Source organism: Pseudomonas sp. AM14(2022), from assembly GCF_036346455.1.
Taxonomy (GTDB): Bacteria; Pseudomonadota; Gammaproteobacteria; order Pseudomonadales; family Pseudomonadaceae; genus Aquipseudomonas; species Aquipseudomonas putida_A.
Window position 1 is genome coordinate 79,558 of the sequence record NZ_JAOTNY010000010.1, and the last position, 17,712, is coordinate 97,269.

The 17,712-nt window shown below is 60.3% G+C and carries 18 protein-coding genes; all 18 read left to right on the forward strand.

Annotated features, from left to right (window positions below):
- Position 1: 1 nt before the first annotated feature.
- The 18 genes from pseB (at position 2) to fliE (ending at position 17,703) form a co-directional block, all read left to right on the forward strand.
- Positions 2 to 1,003 carry a UDP-N-acetylglucosamine 4,6-dehydratase (inverting) gene (gene pseB / locus V3W27_RS19515; protein WP_007966209.1) on the forward strand — a complete coding sequence of 334 codons (1,002 nt, stop codon included), beginning with the start codon at positions 2 to 4 and terminating at the stop codon, positions 1,001 to 1,003.
- Positions 1,000 to 2,157, forward strand: coding sequence for a UDP-4-amino-4,6-dideoxy-N-acetyl-beta-L-altrosamine transaminase (gene pseC, locus V3W27_RS19520; RefSeq protein ID WP_330207315.1), 1,158 nt, complete (start codon positions 1,000 to 1,002; stop codon positions 2,155 to 2,157). Before pseB ends, pseC begins: the two co-directional genes overlap by 4 nt.
- 31 nt (positions 2,158 to 2,188) lie before the next feature.
- Positions 2,189 to 2,809 carry a pseudaminic acid biosynthesis-associated methylase gene (locus tag V3W27_RS19525; RefSeq protein ID WP_247267717.1) on the forward strand — a complete coding sequence of 207 codons (621 nt, stop codon included), beginning with the start codon at positions 2,189 to 2,191 and terminating at the stop codon, positions 2,807 to 2,809.
- Positions 2,806 to 3,501, forward strand: coding sequence for a pseudaminic acid cytidylyltransferase (gene pseF / locus V3W27_RS19530; RefSeq protein WP_330207316.1), 696 nt, complete (start codon positions 2,806 to 2,808; stop codon positions 3,499 to 3,501). Before V3W27_RS19525 ends, pseF begins: the two co-directional genes overlap by 4 nt.
- Positions 3,498 to 5,003 carry a UDP-2,4-diacetamido-2,4,6-trideoxy-beta-L-altropyranose hydrolase gene (gene pseG, locus V3W27_RS19535; RefSeq protein WP_330207317.1) on the forward strand — a complete coding sequence of 502 codons (1,506 nt, stop codon included), beginning with the start codon at positions 3,498 to 3,500 and terminating at the stop codon, positions 5,001 to 5,003. Before pseF ends, pseG begins: the two co-directional genes overlap by 4 nt.
- Entirely contained in the window at positions 4,996 to 6,048 is a 1,053-nt protein-coding gene (gene pseI / locus V3W27_RS19540; RefSeq protein WP_330207318.1) for a pseudaminic acid synthase, read from the forward strand. The genes pseG and pseI overlap by 8 nt, the downstream gene beginning before the upstream one ends.
- A 227-nt stretch (positions 6,049 to 6,275) precedes the next feature.
- Positions 6,276 to 7,202, forward strand: a complete 927-nt coding sequence (locus V3W27_RS19545; protein ID WP_096796272.1) for a ketoacyl-ACP synthase III — start codon at positions 6,276 to 6,278, stop codon at positions 7,200 to 7,202.
- An 85-nt stretch (positions 7,203 to 7,287) separates the two neighbouring features.
- On the forward strand, positions 7,288 to 8,577 hold the full coding sequence (locus V3W27_RS19550; protein WP_330207319.1) for a motility associated factor glycosyltransferase family protein: 1,290 nt from the start codon (positions 7,288 to 7,290) through the stop codon (positions 8,575 to 8,577).
- Positions 8,574 to 8,846 (forward strand): hypothetical protein, encoded by a 273-nt coding sequence (locus V3W27_RS19555; protein ID WP_330207320.1) that lies wholly within the window; start codon positions 8,574 to 8,576, stop codon positions 8,844 to 8,846. Before V3W27_RS19550 ends, V3W27_RS19555 begins: the two co-directional genes overlap by 4 nt.
- A gap of 237 nt (positions 8,847 to 9,083) precedes the next feature.
- Positions 9,084 to 9,944 (forward strand): flagellin domain-containing protein, encoded by an 861-nt coding sequence (locus V3W27_RS19560; RefSeq protein ID WP_007958307.1) that lies wholly within the window; start codon positions 9,084 to 9,086, stop codon positions 9,942 to 9,944.
- A 73-nt stretch (positions 9,945 to 10,017) separates the two neighbouring features.
- Positions 10,018 to 10,377, forward strand: coding sequence for a flagellar protein FlaG (locus tag V3W27_RS19565; RefSeq protein ID WP_150367992.1), 360 nt, complete (start codon positions 10,018 to 10,020; stop codon positions 10,375 to 10,377).
- Between the two features lie 83 nt (positions 10,378 to 10,460).
- A complete protein-coding gene (gene fliD / locus V3W27_RS19570; RefSeq protein WP_103368115.1) occupies positions 10,461 to 11,933 on the forward strand; it encodes a flagellar filament capping protein FliD in 1,473 nt (490 codons plus the stop codon).
- A 129-nt stretch (positions 11,934 to 12,062) separates the two neighbouring features.
- Positions 12,063 to 12,461, forward strand: a complete 399-nt coding sequence (gene fliS / locus V3W27_RS19575) for a flagellar export chaperone FliS (protein WP_027614233.1) — start codon at positions 12,063 to 12,065, stop codon at positions 12,459 to 12,461.
- Between the two features lie 11 nt (positions 12,462 to 12,472).
- A complete protein-coding gene (fliT, locus tag V3W27_RS19580) occupies positions 12,473 to 12,769 on the forward strand; it encodes a flagellar protein FliT (protein ID WP_007966233.1) in 297 nt (98 codons plus the stop codon).
- A 172-nt stretch (positions 12,770 to 12,941) separates the two neighbouring features.
- Entirely contained in the window at positions 12,942 to 14,417 is a 1,476-nt protein-coding gene (locus V3W27_RS19585; RefSeq protein WP_003222863.1) for a sigma-54 dependent transcriptional regulator, read from the forward strand.
- A 125-nt stretch (positions 14,418 to 14,542) separates the two neighbouring features.
- The gene (locus V3W27_RS19590; RefSeq protein ID WP_167797091.1) at positions 14,543 to 15,736 is read left to right on the forward strand and encodes a sensor histidine kinase; all 1,194 of its coding nucleotides are present in this window, start codon (positions 14,543 to 14,545) and stop codon (positions 15,734 to 15,736) included.
- A gap of 5 nt (positions 15,737 to 15,741) precedes the next feature.
- Entirely contained in the window at positions 15,742 to 17,121 is a 1,380-nt protein-coding gene (locus V3W27_RS19595) for a sigma-54-dependent transcriptional regulator (RefSeq protein WP_096796267.1), read from the forward strand.
- Positions 17,122 to 17,373: 252 nt separating this feature from the next.
- Positions 17,374 to 17,703, forward strand: a complete 330-nt coding sequence (gene fliE / locus V3W27_RS19600; protein ID WP_096796266.1) for a flagellar hook-basal body complex protein FliE — start codon at positions 17,374 to 17,376, stop codon at positions 17,701 to 17,703.
- Positions 17,704 to 17,712 lie beyond the last annotated feature (9 nt).

A 17,712-nucleotide genomic window follows, 5' to 3' on the forward strand; every position in this document is an offset into this window, starting at 1 on the left:
CATGTTCAACGGTAAATCGATCTTCATCTCTGGCGGCACCGGCTCGTTCGGGCGCAAATTCATCGCCCGTCTGCTTGAGCAATACCAGCCCAAGCGCGTGGTGGTGTTCTCCCGCGATGAACTCAAGCAATACGAAATGCAGCAGACGTTCAACGCGCCGTGCATGCGTTACTTTCTCGGTGACGTGCGCGACGCCGACCGGCTGCGGCAGGCCATGCGCGGCATCGACTACGTGGTGCACGCGGCGGCGCTCAAGCAGGTGCCGGCGGCGGAGTACAACCCGACCGAGTGCATCCGCACCAACGTCAATGGTGCGGAGAACATCATCGCCGCCGCCATCGACAATGGCGTGAAGAAAGTCGTCGCGCTGTCCACCGACAAGGCCGCCAGCCCGATCAACCTGTACGGCGCGACCAAGCTGCTCTCGGACAAGTTGTTCGTCGCCGCCAACAACATTGCCGGCGAGCAGCAGACCCGTTTTGCCGTGGTGCGCTACGGCAACGTGGCGGGCTCGCGGGGTTCGGTCGTACCGTTTTTCAGCAAGCTGATTGCCGACGGTGCGCAGGAGTTGCCGATCACCGACGAGCGCATGACCCGCTTCTGGATCACTCTGGATCATGGCGTGCAGTTTGTCCTCGACAGCTTTGCGCGGATGCACGGCGGCGAAGTGTTCGTGCCGAAGATTCCGTCGATTCGCATCGTCGATCTGGCGCGGGGCATGGCCGAGCATCTGCCGCACAAGAACGTCGGTATTCGTCCCGGGGAAAAGCTGCATGAACTGATGGTGCCGCTGGACGATGCGCGGATGACCCTGGAATTCGCAGACCACTACACCATTCAGCCGTCGATCCGCTTCACCAGCGTCGATGTCGATTTCTCCGAGGACAAGCTTGGCGAACGTGGCCGGCCCGTAAGTGAAGACTTCGAATACCGTTCCGACACCAATCCGCACTACCTCTCGATCGGACAGATCGCCGAGCTGCACGCGAAGTTGTCGGCATGATTCCCTACGGTCGGCAGAGCGTTGATCAGGCGGACATCGATGCCGTGGTCGAGGTTTTGCAATCGGACTGGCTGACTCAAGGCCCGACCATCGAGCGCTTCGAGCAGGCAATGGCCGAGCGTTGCCAGGCAGACTTCGCGGTGGCGGTGTGCAACGCCACGGCGGCGCTGCACATCGCTTGCCTCGCTGCCGGCCTTGGCCCGGGTGATCGCTTGTGGACCACGCCGAACACTTTTCTGGCTTCAGCCAACTGCGGGCGCTATTGCGGCGCCGACGTGGATTTCGTCGACATCGATCCGCTGACCTGGAACCTCGATGCCTTCGCCCTCGCCGCGAAACTCGATCAGGCCGAGCAGGACGGCACGCTGCCGAAAGTGTTGGTGGCGGTGGCGTTCTCCGGGCAGAGCTGTGACCTGCGCAAGATTGCTGAACTGGCCGAGCGCTACAACTTCACGGTGATCGAAGACGCCTCGCACGCGGTGGGCGCCAGCTACGCCGGGCGTCCGGTGGGTTGCGGGGACTTTGCGGCGATGACCGTGTTCAGTTTCCACCCGGTGAAGATCATCACCAGTGCTGAAGGCGGCATGGTCCTGACCAATCGCCCGCAACTGGCCGAGCGCCTGCAACGCTTGCGCAGCCATGGCATGACCCGCGATCCGCAGCAGATGAGCGAACCCAGCCACGGCCCGTGGTATTACCAGCAGATCGAGCTGGGCTTCAATTACCGGATCACCGATTTGCAAGCGGCGCTGGGTCTGTCGCAACTGGGCAAACTGGACAGCTTCATCGCCCGTCGCCGCGAACTGGCGGCGCGCTACGACCGTTTGTTGGCCTACCTGCCACTGAGCTTGCCCAGCGCGCAGCCGGAGGCGGAATCGGCGTGGCACCTGTACGTGGTGCGCCTGCAGACCGAGCGCATCGGCCTGACCCACCGTCAGGTGTTCGAAGGCTTGCGTGCCGCCGGCATCGGCGTGAACCTGCACTATATTCCGGTGCATTTGCAGCCGTACTATCGCGAACTGGGTTTCGCCGAGGGCGACTTCCCAGAAGCCGAGCGTTATTACGCCGAGGCGATCAGCCTGCCGCTGTATCCGTTGCTCAGTGATGAGCAGCAGGATCATGTGGTTGAGCAATTGCGCCGGCTGACCGAATAAACCCCGCTGCGGCGGCGAATGAGACTGTGCAATGCGTGATCTGAGTGAGCAGGAAAAATTCTGGCAGGGCGATTTCGGCAACCAGTATGTCGATCGCAACGTCGGACAACCGCTGGTGGCGGCCAACCTGGCGTTGTTCGCCAAGGCCCTGAGCCGCGCCGGGCGCATCGACAGTGTGGTTGAGCTGGGCACCAATGCCGGCAACAACCTGCAGGCGTTGCATCAACTGCTGCCGCAAAGTGAGTTGTTCGGCGTCGAGATCAATGAAAACGCCTGTGCTCAGGCGCGGGCACTGGGCATCGCGCAGATCTGGCACGGCTCGCTGTTCGACTTTCCGCGCGAGCGCAGTTACGACCTGACTCTGAGCAAAGGCGTGCTGATCCATCTGGCGCCGGAGCTGCTGCCGACCGCCTATGCGCAGTTGTATGCGTTGAGCCAGCGCTACATCCTGATCGCCGAGTACTACAATCCGGCACCGGTGGAAGTGTCCTATCGTGGCAACAGCGGCAAGCTGTTCAAGCGCGATTTCGCCGGGGAAATGCTCGACCGGTATGCCGATCTGCACTTGCTCGATTACGGCTTTGGTTATCACCGTGACCCACAATTCCCGGTGGATGACATCACCTGGTTTCTGCTGGAAAAACGTCCTTGAACAGCGTCGCAATCATCCCGGCCCGTGGCGGCAGCAAGCGCATCCCGCGCAAGAATCTGCTGGCGTTCGACGGCGTGCCGATGATCGTTCGCTCGATCCGTACGGCGCTCGACAGTGGCCTGTTCGAACAGGTCGTGGTCAGTACCGATGACGCGGAAATTGCTGAGTTGGCGCTGGCCCATGGTGCGCAAGTGCCGTTCCTGCGTCCTGCTGAACTGGCGGATGATTTTACCGGCACCGCTGCGGTGATCGTGCATGCCTTGCAGCAACTGCCAGCCTTCGATTACGCCTGCTGCGTGTACGCCACGGCGCCGTTGTTGCAGGGTCGTTTTCTGCGCGAGGGATTCGATTTGCTGCAGCAGCACCCGGACAAAGCCTTTGCGTTCTCCGTGTGCAGCTTTGGTTTCCCGGTGCAGCGGGCGCTGACGCTGGACGGGCAGGGCGCATTGACCGCGTTGTACCCGGAATTTCGCAATACTCGCTCGCAGGATCTGCCCGACGCTTTTCAGGACGCCGGCCAGTTCTACTGGGGCCGCAGCGAGGCGTGGTTGCGCGGTGAAGTGTTGTATTCGTCCGCGAGTCTGCCGGTCATTCTGCCGCGACATCTGGTACAGGACATCGACACACTGCAAGACTGGAAACGCGCCGAATACCTCTACGCCGCGCTCAAGGCCGGCGGAGAACTGCAATGAGAGTGCTGATCCGCGCTGACGCTTCGCCGACCATCGGCAGTGGCCACATCGCCCGTTGTCTGACGCTGGCGCGAGTGCTGCGCAAACAGGGCAGTCATGTCGCGTTTGCCTGTCGGCGGTTGCCCGGGCATCGGCTTGATGCCTTGGCTGTCGAAGGTTTCGAGACCTTCGCCTTGCCGGCCTTCTACCCCGACGAAGACCCGCAACAGGCCATCGAATCGATGCTGCCGTGGCAGGCAGACATCGAGGCGCTGGACGCCTTGCTGGCAGGTCACGCCGCATTCGACTGGATCATCGCCGACCACTACGGCCTCGATCATCACTGGCAAACCGCAGCGCGCCGTTGGGCACCTCGGATCGCGGCAGTAGACGATCTCGCCACTCGCCGTTACAGCGTTGATCTGCTGCTCAATCAGAATCTGTCCGGTCTCAGCGCAAACTATGCGCCGCTGCTGCCCGAAGACTGCCGCACCTTGCTCGGTCCGCGCTACGCCATGCTGCGCGAGGAGTTCGTCTGTCCGGCCATTGCGATCAAGCCCAAGGCGCGCCGGGTGCTGGTGAATTTCGGTGGTTTCGATGCGGCGATGCAGACCCATCACGCGATGTTGGCGCTGAAGGATTTCGCAGAGCTGGAAGTGGATTTCGTCGCCGGTGCAGACAATCCTGCGTGGGCGCAAATGCAGGCACTGGCCGCAACACGGCCGCATTGGCGCCTGCACAGTTTCGTCAGCGATTTCCAGCAACGCATGACCGCGGCCGATCTGTTTATCGGCGCCGGTGGCGGCACCAGTTGGGAGCGTGCAGCCCTCGGCCTGCCGACCCTCTGCATCGCGGTATCGAACAATCAGCAGGCCAACGGCGAAGTCATGGCAGCGGCGGGGGCGCATGTGTTCATGGGCGCCCGCGAGCAGGTCAGCGTCGAACAACTGCGCGACGCCATCGGTTTTGTCGTCGACAATTTCTATCTGCGCCTGAGTCTGGCCGAGCGTTCACGGCAACTGGTCGATGGGCGCGGTGCTTTGCGCGTGGCGGCGGCACTCGCCGGTGCAGTGCTCAAGCTGCGCCTGGCGACTCTGGATGACGCGCAATTGCTGTTCGACGGGCGCAATGCCGAGGCTGTACGCCGTTGGTCACTGGACACGGCTGCAATCGAATGGCCGCAGCACCTGAGCTGGCTCAATGCGAGCCTGCGCAATCCGCAGCGTCTGCTGTTGATTGCCGAGGCCGATGACGGCGCGGTCGGCGTCTTGCGTTATGACTTGCGCGGCTTTGAAGCCGAAGTGTCGCTGTATCTGCTGGAAGGACGGCTCGGTCTCGGCTGGGGCAGGGCGCTGCTGGCGCGAGGCGAGGTATTCGTCCGCGAGCACTGGCCGCAGATGACCGTTGTCACCGCTCAGGTGCTGCCGGGCAATCGCCCCTCTTTGAATGTGTTTCGTGACGCCGGATTCACCCAGAGTGCCTGCGCGTTCACCAAGGTTTTGAAGGATCACCGCGATGAGTAGTTTCAAGATTGGCGAGCGTCTGATCGGTGCCGATGCGCCGCCGTTCATCATTGCCGAGATGAGCGGCAACCATAACCAGTCGCTGGAGGTGGCCCTGCAGATTGTCGAAGCCGCCGCCAAGGCTGGCGCGCACGCCTTGAAGTTGCAGACGTACACCGCGCAGACCATGACCCTGGATCTGGCCGAGGGCGAGTTTTTCATCAAAGACCCGAATAGCCTGTGGGCGGGTACTTCGCTGTACGACCTGTATGAGAAGGCCCACACCCCGTGGGAGTGGCACGCGCCGATTTTCGCCCGGGCCAAAGCGTTGGGCATGCTCGCGTTCTCGACGCCGTTCGATGACACGGCGGTGGACTTTCTCGAAAGCCTCGATGTGCCGGCGTACAAGATCGCCAGTTTCGAAAACACCGATCTGCCGTTGATTCGTCGCGTGGCGGCGACCGGCAAACCGCTGATCATCTCCACCGGCATGGCCAGCATCGCCGAGCTCGACGAAACCGTGCGCGCCGCCCGCGAGGCAGGGTGCAAGGATCTGGTGCTGCTCAAATGCACCAGCACTTACCCGGCAACCCCGCTCAACAGCAATGTGCGCACGATCCCGCATCTGCGTGAACTGTTCGGTTGCGAGGTAGGTCTTTCCGATCATTCCATGGGCGTTGGCGTGTCCGTGGCCGCTGTGGCGCTCGGGGCGACGGTGGTGGAGAAACACTTCACCCTCGACCGTTCGGCGGGCGGGGTCGACGCCAGTTTCTCGCTGGAACCGGCGGAACTGGCCAGTCTGGTGGTGGAAACCGAACGCGCCTGGCAGGCCATGGGCCAAGTGCATTACGGCGTCACTGAGGCCGAGCGCAAGTCGCTGGTCTATCGCCGTTCGCTGTACGTCACTGCCGACATGGCGGCCGGTGAAGCCTTTTCCGGGGACAATCTGCGCGCCATTCGCCCAGGTCTCGGTCTGCCGCCCAAGCACACCGATGCCGTCCTCGGTCGCCGCGCTCGTCAGGCGATCAAACGTGGCACGCCGCTGGACTGGTCGTTGGTCGAATAACCCGATCTGCCACCGATTCGGCAAAATAGCGTGACCTGCGAGTCATAACGCGCATCTTCACTGTATTGTATTGACCGGGGAGATGGCGCCTGGCCGTGTAATCGGTTCCAGTGATAGCCCTTTGCGCTCCCCGTGGCTGCCCTTTGTGGCGGCCGTTTTCTGTTTGTCGGCGCCCCTCGAATCCTTGCGAGCGGTGGTTTTGGGCTGTTTTTTATTGGGAAGCCGTAATGATTGGCATAAAAAGCATTGCGAGCTACGTTCCTGTAGCCGGCGTGGACAATTACGCACAAGGTGCAAAATTCGAGAAGGATGAAGAATTCATCCTCGGCAAAATCGGTTCGGCCTTCCTGCCGCGCAAAGACGCTGAACAGGAAACCTCCGATCTGTGCGTGGAAGCGGCCAATGCGCTGTTTGCCAGCAACCCTGAACTGAAGCGTGAATCGATCGACGCGCTGATCGTCGTCACCCAGAACGGTGACGAAGAAGGTCTGCCGCACACCGCTGCCATCGTCCAGGACAAACTCGGTCTGCCGACTAATGTCGCGGCGTTCGATATTTCCCTGGGCTGCTCCGGTTACGTCTACGGCATCTACGCGATCAAGGGCTTCATGGAAGCCGCCGGCCTGAAGAACGGCCTGCTGATCACCGCTGACCCGTATTCGAAAATCGTCGACCCGGAAGACCGCAACACCACCATGCTCTTCGGCGATGCCGCCACCGCGACCTGGATGGGCGAAGATCCTTCATGGGCGCTGGGCAAGGCCAAGTTCGGCACCGACGGTTCCGGCGCACCGCACCTGAAAGTCACCGATGGCGTGTTCTTCATGAACGGCCGTCAGGTGTTCAACTTCGCGCTGCTCAAAGTCCCGGCGCACTTGCACGAATTGCTCGACGACTCCGGCCTCAAGGCTGACGACATCGACGCCTTCTGCATTCACCAGGGCAGTGCGGCGATTGTCGATGCGGTGGCCCGCCGTTTCGAAGGCGAGCCGGAGAAGTTCATCAAGGACATGGTCGAGACCGGCAATACGGTGTCGTCGAGCATCCCGCTGCTGCTGGAAAAACACGTACTCGATTCCGACTGGCAGCGCATTGCCCTGAGCGGTTTCGGTGTCGGTCTGTCGTGGGGCTCGGCGATCATCTATCGTCCTTGAGTTGGTCAAAAACGGCGGATACAAAAATAGCGTTCAAGGTTACCCTTGAACGCTATTTTTTTGCCTGAATGGAGCGCTAGGCGGCATGAGCGAGTTTTTCCAACCCAACGCCCAGGTCATCCAGCAACGCTGGCCGGCGTTGTTCGAGCGGCTGATGGCGGAAGACACCTCAGTCGTTCAAGCCGAACTGGTGCAGGGCTTGGGCTCGACGCTCAGTGTCAATGGCATTCAACTGACCAGCCGCCACGACCGGGTCCACGAAGCCCGCATCCAGGCTGCCAGTCTGGCGGAAAAGCCGCAGTTGCACGTCTATGGCACTGGCCTCGGCGATTTGCCAGCGGAGCTGCTGGAGCGCGCTGGCCTTGAGCGGTTGTACGTGCATATCCTCAATGGCGCGTTGTTCGCGCTGGTGCTGCAACTGCTCGATCAGCGCCAATGGCTGGAAGATCCGCGTGTGCAGCTGTTCTATGCCGGTGATCTGTCAGACATCTGCACACCGTTTTTCGCCCTGCCGGCCGAGATGCTGCTGGCTGATGATTTCAACGCGAAAATCCGCGATCGGCTGGTCAGCGAAGTGCACCTGAGCTTCAACAATCGTGAGTTCGATCCAAACTTGCCGTTCATTCAACAGCGTTTGCAGGACTGCCTGCCGGTGTTGCTGGGTGATGACGATGTGGCGCAGTTGTTCGGCAGCGCCAATGGCCGGGAAATCTATGTGATCGGCACCGGGCCGACCCTGGAAGGGCATTTCCAGCGTCTGGCGGAGGTGCACGCGCAGGCCGAACGTCCATTGTTGATGTGCGTCGATACCGCTTACCGGCCACTGCGCGAACACGGGATCGTCCCGGATCTGGTGGTCACCATCGATCAGCGCATCAGCTTCCGGCATTTGCCGTTCGAGGACTCCGCTGGCATCCCGCTGGTGTATCTGCCTATGAGCGATCCTGCGGTGCTGACCGCCTGGAAAGGCAAGCGCTATGGCGGTTACTCGGCCAGCCCGGTGTACGCCACGTTGCGTGAGCAATACCCGCGCGGACAACTGCATGTCGGTGGCAGCGTGATTCATCCGGCGGTGGATCTGGCGGTGAAGATGGGCGCGTCGCGCATTACCCTGTTTGGCGCTGACTTCGCCTTCCCGATGAACAAGACCCATGCTGGCTGGAATGACGGTGATCTGGGGCCAGGGGTCGATCAGGCGCGGCATTGGGTGCAGGACGGCCATGGCCAGCGGGTCAGCACCCAACTGAACTTTCGCGGCTATCTGTGTGTACTGGAGCGCTATATCGCCGCGCATCCGCAGGTGCAGTTTTTCAACAGCAGTCGAGCGGGCGCACTGATCGCCGGGACGCAGTTCAATCAGGAGTTTGTGCAATGAAGACGATTGAGCGCTGCGTCGACGAGTGCCGCCACTGCGCCGGGCTGTTTCGTCTAGGGCGTGATGTCGAGGCGGCGCTGGATATGGTCGAGGTGTTCGAGGGCGCGCAGCAGTTGTTGATAGCTGCGTCTACGCCGACTCAGCAGGACTGGTCCTTTGTACTCACGCACATGCTCGATTGTCAGGAGCGTCAGGACTGGTTGGGGCTGGCTGACTGGATGGAGTACGAGCTGATCGAAGTGTTGCAAAAAGCACGATCGGCAAAATGAGCGACCGCACTGGCCCGCGGCTTTGCGCGCGGGTCGGTTTTATGGCGTCATTTTTTCGCAGGTGGGAGGGCGCTAAGCCCTTGTTTTCTCGGGGGTGGCAGGGTGATGGCAAATTTTTTTCAAAAAGCCCTCAAGCAACTTGCCAACCCGACGATAACTATTACGAAGGTTCTCTAGGCCATTCCAGGCGGTTGCCAGGGCCGGAAGCCGCAGTACCCAACCAACGAGGAATTCGTCATGGCTTTAACAGTAAACACCAACACCACGTCGCTGAACGTTCAAAAGAACCTGAACCGCGCTTCCGACGCTCTGTCGACTTCGATGCAGCGCCTGTCTTCCGGCCTGAAAATCAACAGCGCAAAAGACGACGCTGCTGGCCTGCAGATCTCGAACCGTATGTCTTCGCAGATCCGTGGTAACACCCAAGCCATCCAGAACGCCAACGACGGTATCTCCGTTGCTCAGACCGCTGAAGGCGCTCTGCAAGCTTCGACCGACATCCTGCAGCGTATGCGTGAACTGGCTGTTAAAGCACGTAACGGCACCAACGGCACTGCTGACCAGACCGCAACCAACGCTGAATTCGCTCAGATGTCTGACGAAATCACCCGTATCTCGGCTGCTACCAACCTGAACGGCAAAAACCTGCTGGACGGTTCGGCTGGTACTGTAACCCTGCAAGTTGGCGCAAACACCGGTTCGGCTAACCACATCGACCTGGTACTGAGCTCCAAGTTCGACGCCGTCAGCCTGTCCGTAGGTAGCGGTACTGTAGTTCTGACTGGTACCACCGGTACTGGCGCTGGTTCTGCTTCGCAGAACATCGACAACGCGATCACTGCAATCGACGCCGCTATCGCTGCAATCGGTGCAACTCGTGCCAGCCTGGGTGCTTCGCAAAACCGTCTGACCAGCACCATCCAGAACTTGCAGAACATCACCGAGAACACCACTGCTGCACAAGGTCGCGTACAAGATACCGACTTCGCCGCAGAGACTGCTAACCTGACCAAGCAGCAAACCCTGCAACAGGCTTCGACCTCTGTTCTGGCTCAAGCCAACCAACTGCCTTCCGCTGTACTGAAGCTGCTTCAGTAATTTCGGAATGAGTTTGGGCGGGAGGGTGCGCTGGTCGCGCTCTCTCGCTTTTTTACGTTAGGAGGTGATGAGCATGGACATGAGCGTAAAGCTTAACGTGTCTTATCCGGCTCCCAAGCCAGCGACGCCTGTTGCTGATAAGCCGTCGGAGACGCCAAAGGCTGTACCGGCCGACGCACCGGTCGCTGACAGGAAAAGTCAGCAAACGGATGACGCCAAGTTGAAACTGGCCGTGCAAGAGATCGAGAAGTTCGTTCAATCGATCAAGCGTAACCTGGAGTTCTCGATCGACGAGCACTCTGGCAAGGTCATCGTCAAGGTGATCGCAAGCGAGACGGGTGAGGTCGTACGCCAGATCCCCTCCGCAGAAGCACTCAAGCTCGCAGACAGCCTCGCCAACGCAAGCCATGTGTTGTTCGACGCCAAAGTCTGATAGCTGGCATGAATAGTGTTTGTCTTTCTTGAATGACGCCTGGATGGGTCAAAAGTCTGGCAACAATCTGAAGGGAGATGCACATGGCAAGTCCAATTCTACCGGGTTCCGGACTGGGTTCCGGCCTGGACATCGGCGCGATCGTGACCGCGCTGGTCAACGCCGACAAGTCGCCGAAGCAGACGCAGATCGATTCCGCGACCAAAACCAATACCCTGAAGATTTCCGGTGTCGGCACGTTGAAGAGTGCGCTGACCGCGTACCAGACGGCGATGACCAACCTGGGCAGCAAGACCAACCCGGCATTTGCCGGCTTCACGGCGACCTCGAGCAACACAGCGATTCTCGGCGCCACCTCCGATAACACCGCGGTGTCGGGGACTTACAACGTTGTTGTCAATCAATTGGCCACTGGCTCGAAAGTTGCCAGCGCTTCTTTCGCCGGCGGTGCTGCCAGTGCCATTCCGAGTGGTACCCTGAAAATCAGTCAGAATGGCACTGATTACAATGTCACGATCCCGGCCAATGCGACCTTGCAGAGCACCCGTGACGCAATCAACACGGCTCAGGGCTCAAATGGTATTTCTGCCAACATCGTGACCGACAGCAGCGGTGCTTCACGCCTGGTGATCAGCTCGAACAAGACGGGCGCAGGTACCGACCTCTCTGTCAGCGGGATTGCCGGTCTGGAGATCGACGGTACTCAGCCGATGGGTACCAATCCGGCGGCAGGCGCCTCTGGCAACGTCAATGGCCCTGCACAAGATGCCAAGGTGACCATCGACGGCCTGCAGGTTTCCAGCAAGAGCAATACGGTCAGTGGTGCAATCAGCGGCCTGACCCTGAATCTGACCACTGTCAGTCCTCTCGTTGGTGGCGTTGCCACGCCGACCGTTGTCAGCGTCGATACCAACACCAAGGGGCTGCAGGCGTCGGTTCAGGCGTTTGTTGACGCCTACAACACCCTGAAGACCACCATCGACACGCTTTCCAAGGCTACGCCTGATGAAGACGGCAAACTGACAGTGCAGGCGGCGTTTACCGGTGACTCGTTGCCGCGTTCGCTGATCGCCGACATCCGTGGCCAGTTGACTGCTCCTGGTGCTGGTGCAAAGGGTTCTTTGTCCTATCTGTCGGAGATCGGTGTGATGACCGACCGCAACACCGGCAACCTGACATTTGATACTGCTGCGTTCACCAAAACCATGGCTCAGCCCGGCAAGGCTGGCCAGGTGCAGCAGATGTTCACCGGGACCGACGACACCAACGGTCTGCTGGCGCGCATGAACAAGGCAGTGGATCCGTATCTGAAGGCGCCTGCCGGTAGCGCCCCTACTGCCGTAGGCCTGCTTGATCAGCGCATGTCCATTCTGAACAACAACACCAAGAGCCTGACCAGCCAGCAATTGGCGCTGGATCTGCGTGTTGCCAACCTGACCAAGACGTTGACTGCCAAGTACAACGCCATGGACTTGCTGGTAGGGCAGATGAAGGCGACGGCGAGCAATATCACGTCGTTCTTCAGCTCGCTGAACGCTCAGCAATCCGCGAAGTAACAGGCAATAACGACAAAAACCCGGCTACGCTTTATCGGCGTGCGCCGGGTTTTTGTCTTTTGATCTAAAGTTCTGTGATTCGTTGGCGATACACTGGTTATACGAGTCATTGTGGCAATGAGGTAGAACATGAACCCAATGTTAGCCCTTCGGCAATATCAGAAAGTCGGCGCGCACGCCCAGACCTCCGAGGCGAGTCCGCACCGTCTGGTGCAAATGCTGATGGAAGGCGGGCTGGCCCGCATCGCTCAGGCCAAGGGTGCCATCGAGCGCAAGGACATTCCTGGCAAATGCACCTCGATCAGCAAGGCCATTGGCATTGTCAGCGGGCTGCGCGAAGGTCTGGATCTGGAAAAGTGTGCCGATGAACTGGCCGATCTGGACGGGCTGTACATCTACATGATGAAGCGACTCGCCGAGGCCAACATCAACAGCGATCCGCGCATTCTCGATGAGGTCGCCGGCTTGCTGAGCACGGTCAAAGAAGGCTGGGATGCCATCGCCCCCGAGCCTGCTCCGCAGTTTTAAAGGAGAGCACCATGAGTCTTGTATTGCAGCGAATCGCCGACACCCGTGAAGCGCTGGTCAGTGCGCTGGCCGAACGCAACTGGGAAGCCATTGGCGAGCTGGATCTGGCTTGCCGTTCCTGCATGGAAGACGTCATGGCCGAGGCCTCGCTGGATGAGGAGGCCTTGCGCAGTAACCTTGAGGAATTGCTCCATGTCTACAAGGAGCTTCTGGAGGCGGCGATGGGTGAGCGCCAGGCGATAGCCAATGAGATGTCGCAGATCACCCAAGCGCAAAAGGCGGCAAAGGTTTACCATCTGTTTGGTTAATTAACCCCCAGTTAATCCAGACATGTGCGCCATAAATTTGACTGTGCACGGTTTTTTGACTTAACTAGTGGCTGTTTTCAGATTTCAGGCGTCTACAGGCACAAGGTGTCCTGCAAGCGTCTCGCTTGCCCCATTTTTCGGGCATTGAGTTGACTAGGGAAGTTGCTATTGCATGTGGCGTGAAACCAAAATTCTGCTGATCGATGACGATAGCGTCCGCCGCCGCGACCTGGCGGTGATCTTAAATTTTCTCGGCGAAGAAAATTTACCCTGCGGCAGCCATGACTGGCAGCAGGCTGTCGGCTCTTTGTCATCGAGTCGTGAAGTCATCTGTGTACTGATCGGGACGGTAAATGCTCCGGGTGCACTTTTGGGCTTGTTAAAGACACTCTCGACGTGGGATGAGTTCCTTCCGGTTTTGCTGATGGGCGATAATTCTTCCGTCGACCTGCCGGAAGACCAGCGCCGCCGGGTGCTTTCGACCCTGGAAATGCCGCCCAGCTACAGCAAACTGCTCGACTCCCTGCACCGTGCCCAGGTCTATCGCGAGATGTACGACCAGGCCCGCGAGCGCGGTCGTCATCGCGAGCCCAACCTGTTCCGCAGCCTCGTCGGCACCAGCCGGGCGATTCAGCATGTCCGGCAGATGATGCAGCAAGTGGCCGATACCGACGCCAGCGTGCTGATCCTCGGCGAGTCCGGCACCGGCAAGGAAGTGGTTGCGCGCAACCTGCATTACCACTCCAAGCGTCGCGACGCGCCTTTCGTGCCGGTCAACTGCGGGGCGATCCCGGCAGAGCTGCTCGAAAGCGAACTGTTTGGCCACGAGAAGGGCGCCTTCACCGGTGCGATCACCAGCCGTGCCGGGCGTTTCGAACTGGCCAACGGCGGTACGCTGTTCCTCGATGAAATCGGCGACATGCCGCTGCCGATGCAGGTCAAGCTGCTGCGCGTGCTGCAGGAGCGCACCTTCGAGCGCGTGGGCAGCAACAAGACCCAGAGCGTCGACGTGCGCATCATTGCCGCGACCCACAAGAATCTCGAAAGCATGATCGAGATCGGCACCTTCCGCGAAGACCTCTACTATCGCCTGAACGTGTTCCCGATCGAGATGGCGCCGCTGCGTGAGCGCGTCGAAGACATCCCGCTGCTGATGAACGAACTGATCTCGCGCATGGAACACGAAAAGCGCGGTTCGATCCGTTTCAACTCGGCGGCGATCATGTCGCTGTGCCGTCACGGCTGGCCGGGCAACGTCCGCGAGCTTGCCAACCTGGTGGAGCGCATGGCGATCATGCATCCGTACGGGGTGATCGGCGTGGTCGAGTTGCCGAAGAAATTCCGCTACGTCGACGACGAAGACGAGCAGATGGTCGACAGCCTGCGCAGCGATCTCGAAGAGCGCGTGGCGATCAACGGTCATACGCCGGACTTCACCGCCAACGCGATGCTGCCGCCGGAAGGCCTGGACCTTAAGGACTACCTCGGTGGTCTGGAACAGGGCCTGATCCAGCAGGCGCTGGACGACGCCAATGGCATCGTGGCGCGCGCCGCCGAACGCCTGCGCATTCGTCGCACCACGCTGGTGGAGAAGATGCGCAAGTACGGCATGAGCCGGCGCGAAGGAGACGAACAGGCGGATGATTGACGCCTGTTTTTCAACGCCTTCATTTATAAGCAGTTTTTTTTAGGCACGGGTATTGCTACATCCCTCGCAACGTTCCGTTTAACTGACGGTCAGCCAAGCGAGAGAACACAATGCCCCACGCCCAGATGTCATCTGCCTCCCATGCCGAGGGGCAACCGTCGTCCGTAGAGCAGGCGAGTCGTCAGGGTCTTGAGCACGCGTTCGCGCTGTTCAATCAGATGTCCAGTCAACTGACCGATTCCTACAGCATGCTTGAAGCCCGGGTTACCGAGCTCAAGGGCGAGCTGGCGGTGGTCAGTGCCCAGCGCATGCAGGAGCTGGCCGAAAAAGAACGTTTGGCCAACCGTCTGCAAAACCTCCTTGATCTGTTGCCCGGTGGCGTCATCGTGATCGACGGCCACGGTATGGTGCGCGAAGCCAACCCGGCGGCAATCGATTTGTTGGGGCTGCCGCTGGAGGGCGAGTTGTGGCGCCACGTCATCGCCCGTTGCTTCGCCCCGCGTGAAGACGACGGTCATGAAATCTCTCTGAAAAACGGTCGACGCCTGTCGATTGCCACCCGCTCGCTGGATGCCGAGCCGGGGCAGTTGGTGCTGCTCAACGACCTGACAGAAACCCGCCACCTTCAAGATCAACTGGCGCGCCACGAGCGCCTGTCGTCGCTCGGACGGATGGTCGCCTCGCTGGCCCATCAGATCCGCACGCCGTTGTCCGCTGCGTTGCTCTACGCCAGTCATTTGACTGAGCAGGAATTGCCCGTCGCCACCCAGCAGCGCTTCGCCGGCCGCCTCAAGGAGCGCCTGCATGAGCTGGAGCATCAGGTGCGCGACATGTTGGTGTTCGCCCGTGGCGAGCTGCCACTGACCGACCGCATCACCCCGAATACTTTGATGCAGGCGCTGCAAGCGGCGGCGCTGACCCATGTGCAGGATCTGCCAATCCGCTGGCAGTGCGACAGCCATGCCGGCGAACTGCTGTGCAACCGCGACACCCTGGTCGGGGCGATCCTCAATCTGATCGAAAACGCGATTCAGGCCAGCGATGGCAACGTGCGCTTGAAAGTTCATTGCTACACCCGCGACAACAGCCTGCGCCTGTGCGTCAGCGACAGCGGCAGCGGCATCGAGCCGCTGGTGCTTGAGCGCCTTGGCGAACCGTTTTTCACCACCAAAGTCACCGGCACCGGGCTGGGCCTGACCGTGGTCAAGGCAGTGGCGCGGGCACATCAGGGAGAATTGCAGTTGCGCTCGCGGGTCGGGCGCGGCACGTGCGCGCAGGTGATCCTGCCGCTGTTTTCCGCTGTACACGGAGCTGAGTAAACGTCATGGGCATCAAGGTTTTGCTGGTCGAGGATGACCGCTCGTTGCGCGAAGCGCTGGCCGATACGCTGTTGCTGGCGGGCCACGACTACCATGCAGTCGGCAGCGCCGAAGAGGCGTTGCAGGCGGTCGAGCGCGAAGCGTTCAGTCTGGTGGTCAGCGACGTCAACATGCCCGGCATGGATGGCCATCAACTGCTCGGTTTGCTGCGTGCCCGGCAGCCGCAATTGCCGGTGTTGCTGATGACTGCGCACGGCGCGGTCGAGCGTGCGGTGGATGCGATGCGTCAGGGCGCGGCGGATTACCTGGTCAAGCCATTTGAACCCAAGGCGTTGCTGGATCTGGTGTCGCGGCATGCTCTGGGCTGCATCAGTGTGACGGAGAGTGAAGGTCCGGTGGCGGTCGAGCCGGCCAGTGCGCAGTTGCTCGAACTGGCGGCGCGGGTGGCACGCAGTGATTCCACGGTGCTGATCTCCGGCGAGTCCGGCACCGGCAAGGAAGTGTTGGCGCGTTACATCCACCAGCATTCCCATCGTGCCAATCAGCCGTTCATCGCGATCAACTGCGCGGCGATTCCTGACAACATGCTTGAAGCCACGCTGTTTGGTCACGAGAAAGGCTCGTTCACCGGCGCCATTGCGGCTCAGGCCGGCAAATTCGAGCAGGCCGATGGCGGCACCATTCTGCTCGACGAAATTTCCGAAATGCCCTTGGGCCTGCAAGCCAAGTTGCTGCGGGTGCTGCAGGAGCGTGAAGTCGAGCGTGTCGGTGCGCGCAAGCCGATCACCCTGGACATTCGCGTGGTCGCCACCACCAACCGTGATCTGGCCGGCGAAGTGGCGGCGGGGCGTTTCCGTGAAGACCTTTTTTACCGTCTGTCGGTTTTCCCCCTGGCCTGGCGTCCACTTCGCGAGCGCACTGCCGATATCCTGCCGCTGGCCGAGCGGTTGCTGAACAAACACGTCAATAAAATGAAGCATGCGGCGGCGAAACTTTCGCCAGAAGCCCAGGCTTGCCTGACCCACTACCCGTGGCCGGGCAACGTGCGTGAGCTGGATAACGCGATTCAACGGGCGCTGATTCTGCAGCAGGGTGGTTTGATCCAGCCGCAGGATTTCTGTCTGACCGGCGCAGTGACCTACACCGCGGCGCCGGTGCAGCCGTTGGTGCGCGAGATCGAAGTCGAGGCCGAATCCGCCGGTGCGCTGGGCGATGACCTGCGGCGACGGGAGTTTCAGATGATCATCGACACCCTGCGCACCGAGCGTGGCCGGCGCAAGGAGGCTGCGGAAAAGCTCGGTATCAGCCCGCGTACCCTGCGTTACAAACTGGCGCAGATGCGTGATGCCGGGATGGACGTCGAAGGTTATCTGTTCGCCACCTGAAAGTTGACGCGAATAACGGTGGGAGGGGGCTTGCTCCCGAAGAGGTCAGGTCTGTCACATCATTGTTGAATGACACGCCGCCTTCGGGAGCAAGCCCCCTCCCACAGTTGTTTTGCGGTGATCCCGACATAGCGCACAGACCACAGCGGCATTTGTGAAACAAGACCAGCCGAGCTGGCACCCTTGTTGCTAACACCTGTGTACCCGCCGAGTGAGTGTCAAAAAATTGCGGGCCGCCCAAGAGAGTAGACCATGAGCCAAGGTATTGAATTTAATCGGTTGATGATGGACATGAAGGCCATGAAAATGGACGCCATGGCCACGCCGAAAACGACTGCCGCCGTCCCTGAACTGGCAGGCAGCAGCTTTTCCGACATGCTCGGTCAGGCCATCAACAAAGTCAGCGATACCCAACAGGCGTCGACTCAGTTGGCCAACGCATTTGAAATCGGCAAGAGCGGCGTCGATCTGACGGACGTGATGATCGCCTCGCAGAAAGCCAGCGTGTCGTTCCAGGCTCTGACCCAGGTGCGCAACAAACTGGTTCAGGCTTATCAAGACATCATGCAGATGCCGGTTTAAGGACGAGAT